Source organism: Mesorhizobium sp. M4B.F.Ca.ET.017.02.2.1 (assembly GCF_003998955.1).
GTDB lineage: Bacteria > Pseudomonadota > Alphaproteobacteria > Rhizobiales > Rhizobiaceae > Mesorhizobium > Mesorhizobium abyssinicae.
Window position 1 is genome coordinate 1 of sequence record NZ_RZOF01000473.1, and the last position, 3,745, is coordinate 3,745.

Genomic DNA, 3,745 nt, shown 5'->3' on the forward strand with positions numbered 1-3,745 from the left:
GGGATCGTGACGGTAGCTGTTGCCAACTGTATTCCGCCCCTCCCCCAACGCTGTCGAATCCGCCTATAATCTCCGGATGCCCATCCGCCAGCTTTCCGAAACGATGATCAACCAGATCGCCGCCGGCGAGGTCATCGAGCGTCCGGCGAGCGTGGTGAAGGAACTGGTCGAGAACGCGCTCGATGCAGGTGCTACGCGCGTCGAGATCGTCACCGCGGGCGGCGGCCTGAACCTGATCCGCGTCACCGACGACGGCTCCGGCATCCCGGAGCGGGAACTGGCGCTGGCAATCGCACGCCACTGCACTTCCAAGCTTTCAGACGACATCCTCGACATCCGCTCACTCGGCTTCCGCGGCGAGGCGCTGCCCTCGATCGGCTCGGTGGCGCGGCTGTCGATCCGCTCGCGCACGGCCGCAGGCGACAGCGCGGCCGAGATCGGCATCGAGGGCGGCCGGGTCTCGGCGGTGAAGCCGGCGGCGGCCAACCGCGGCACCACGGTCGAGGTGCGCGACCTGTTCTTCGCCACGCCCGCACGGCTCAAATTCATGAAGGGCGAGCGGGCCGAAAGCTCGGCGACCAGCGACGTGGTGAAGCGCATCGCCATCGCCTTCCCCGGCGTGCGCTTCACGCTTGCCGGCACCGACCGCTCGACGCTGGAATTGCCGGCGACCGGCGACGATCCGGAGGGCCGGCTGCAACGCGTGGCGCAAGTGATGGGCGCCGAGTTCCCCGACAATGCCATCCCCATCGATGCCACGCGCGATGGCGTGCATCTTGCCGGCCACGTCTCCATTCCATCCTTCACGCGGGCGAACGCGCTGCAGCAATATGCCTATGTCAACGGAAGGCCGGTGCGCGACAAGCTGATCGCCGGCGCAATCCGCGGCGCCTTCGCCGACGTGCTGCCGCGCGACCGCCATGCGGTGACCGTGCTGTTCCTTTCGCTCGATCCGGCGACCGTCGACGTCAATGTCCATCCGGCCAAGGCCGATGTGCGTTTTCGCGATCCGGGCCTGGTGCGTGGGCTGATCGTCGGCGCCATCCGCGAGGCGCTGGCTGGCGCCGGCATCCGCGCCGCGACCACGGGCGCCGCCGGCATGATGGCGGCGTTCCGGCCGAGCGCCGCTCCCTTCGGCCATGGCGGGCCGGCCAATGGCCACCGCAGCTACGAGGCGGCCTACCGCGCGTCGGGTTTCGCCGGCTTCGAGCATTCGCCGCAGCGGCCGCTCGACATGGGATATGGCGACGCCCAGCAGCAAAGAGCCGGCTTCGGTGAACCCGACCAGGCGGCGTTCGATGCCGGGCCGCTTCACAGCGCCGACGCGCGCGCCAGCCAGGACGAGCCGGCCGTGACGTTGCTCGGCACGGCGCTGGGCGCGGCGCGGGCGCAGGTACACGAGAACTATATCGTCGCCCAGACCAGGGATTCGCTGGTCATCGTCGACCAGCACGCCGCGCATGAGCGGCTGGTCTACGAGGCCCTGAAGAACGCGCTGCACTCGCGTGCGGTGCCCTCGCAGATGCTTTTGCTGCCGGAGATCGTCGACTTGGCCGAAGAAGACGCCGAGCGGCTGGCCATGCATTCCGAGACGCTGGCCAGATTCGGCCTCGGCCTTGAGCGCTTCGGCCCGGGCGCGGTGGCGGTGCGCGAGACGCCGTCGATGCTCGGCGAAACCAATGTGCAGCAACTGGTGCGCGACCTCGCCGACGAGATCGCCGACAACGACACGGTCGAGACACTGAAGGAGCGGCTGCACCACATCGCGGCGACCATGGCCTGCCATGGCTCGGTGCGTTCGGGGCGGCTGCTGAAGCCCGAAGAGATGAACGCGCTGTTGCGCCAGATGGAGGCGACGCCCGGTTCCGGCACCTGCAACCACGGCCGCCCGACCTATATCGAGCTGAAGCTCGGCGACATCGAGCGGCTGTTCGGGCGGCGGTAGGATCGTACGACGCAGCCCCCGCCCCGCTGCTTCGCGGCGACCCTCCCCACAAGGAGGAGGTAAGCGCGGTGCCCTACCTCCCCCTTGCCGGGAGGTCGGATCGAAGGTCCGGGTGGGGGACATGAAAAGAGCCGCTCGATGCGGCTCTTTTCCTGACTCGGGAATGCTAGATCCCTGACTTACCGCTTCAAATTCACCACGATGACGCCGCCTAGCGCCAGCGCGCCGCCGAGGATGCCGAGCAGCGTCGGCACTTCGCCCAGCCAGAAGAAGCCGATCAGGGCGGACATCGGCGAGACCAGATAGAGGAAGTTCGAGGCACGCGCAGCCGGCAGGCGCGACAGCGCGGTCGCCCAGGCGGCGTAGGCGATCAGGCTGGGCACGATGCCGAGGTAGATGACGGCGCCGAGACCGGCTGTGTCGGCAACTGCCGCCTGCGAGATCGCTTCCGGCAGGAAGGGCGCTAGGCAGAGCGCGCCGAGCACCATGTTGGAGGCGGCGATGGTCAGCGGATGATGGCGGGCAAAGAGCGGCTTCTGGACGATGGTGTTGACGGCCGAGCAGAGCGCGGAACCCAGCACCAAGAGGGCACCGGTGTTGAAGTGCAGCCCCTGCCCGTCGGCCATGGCGATGATGCCGATGCCGGCGAACGAGATCAGCGTGCCGAGCCAGGCCATGCCCGAAAAGCGCTCGCCGAGCAGCGCCATCGCCATGATGGCGGTGAAGATAGGGCTGACGTTGATGATGAAGCCGGCGGCGCCCGCCGACACGGTCAGCTCGCCGAAATTGAGCATCGCCGTGTAAAGCGCGACGAAGATGGCGCCGCCGAAGCCGAAGCGCCACAACTCGTCGACCTTGGGCAGCGCCGGGCGCTTGACGGCCAGGAAGATCGCCGCCGGCACGGCGGCGATGGCAAAACGCAGCGCGCCGAGCTCCAGCGGCTGGAAGGCCTCGAGGCCTGCACGGATCGCCGGGAAGGCGGAGGCCCAGCCGACCACTGTGAGCGCGACCGCGATGGCCGCCGTGGTGTCCATTCGCTGTGTCTGATTCAACGTACCGGCATAGGCGGTCATCGCTATATCCTCGTTGCTTGGCTCCATGGGGCTAGAAGACCGCATCAACCGTGGATTGACAAACGACCAATTCGAGGGTCACCTGTGAGCATGGATCACAGCTCGAACCAGTTACTCCCGTTGGAGACCTTGCGCGCTTTCGATGCGGCGGCGCGAACGGGGAGCTTTTCGGCGGCGGCCGAGAGGCTGAACCTCACCCACGGCGCCATCAGCCGGCAGATCGCCAAGCTGGAGGACTGGCTGGGGCTGAAAGTGTTCGAGCGCAACGCGCGCGGCGTGACGCTGACCAATGAGGGCAACCGCCTGCATCTGAGAACCACCGAGGCCTTCGCGCTGATCTCGGTCAATTCCGACCGCTGGGTGGAGCCGCGCGGCACCGCGGTGGTGCGGCTGGCCTCGATCCCCTCGGTCAGCGGCCTGTGGCTGATGCCGCGCATGGCGGCGCTCGAGAACAGCCCGACCCGGCTGCGCATCGTGCTCGATGTCGACAACCGCCAGGCGGACCTCGCCGACGAAGGCATCGACCTTTCGGTGCGTTGCGGGCGCGGTCGCATTCCCGGTCGCGTCTCGGTGCAGCTGTTCGAGGAGTACATCTTCCCGATCGCTTCGCCGGAACTGGCGGGGGAAATAGGGCACGGCGACCCTGCCCGGCTGCTCAAGTTCCCGCTGATCAACGATTCCGACGCATCCGCCTGGCGCGCCTGGCTCGCGGCGCAGGATATCGACT

3 protein-coding genes are annotated in these 3,745 nt (G+C 67.9%); 2 read left to right on the plus strand and 1 reads right to left on the minus strand.

The genetic code is table 11. The annotated features are described in order from the left end of the window. Positions 1-76 precede the first annotated feature (76 nt). A complete protein-coding gene (gene mutL / locus EN738_RS32180; RefSeq protein WP_127287100.1) occupies positions 77-1,945 on the plus strand; it encodes a DNA mismatch repair endonuclease MutL in 1,869 nt (622 codons plus the stop codon). Positions 1,946-2,124: 179 nt separating this feature from the next. On the opposite strand, the gene EN738_RS32185 is transcribed toward mutL, so the two are convergent. Next, positions 2,125-3,018: a DMT family transporter gene (locus EN738_RS32185; RefSeq protein WP_127287101.1), complete on the minus strand. Its 894-nt coding sequence runs from the start codon at positions 3,016-3,018 to the stop codon at positions 2,125-2,127. A 90-nt stretch (positions 3,019-3,108) separates the two neighbouring features. Here EN738_RS32185 and EN738_RS32190 point away from each other — a divergent pair. Further along, the coding region (locus tag EN738_RS32190; RefSeq protein ID WP_127287102.1) for a LysR family transcriptional regulator at positions 3,109-3,745 on the plus strand (637 nt) is incomplete at its 3' end.

Bases quoted from the DNA above. Each gene is read 5' to 3' on its own strand.
- mutL (WP_127287100.1), top strand. From the start codon at position 77: ATGCCCATCCGCCAGCTTTCCGAAACGATGATCAACCAGATCGCCGCC.
- EN738_RS32185 (WP_127287101.1), bottom strand. From the start codon at position 3,018: ATGACCGCCTATGCCGGTACGTTGAATCAGACACAGCGAATGGACACC.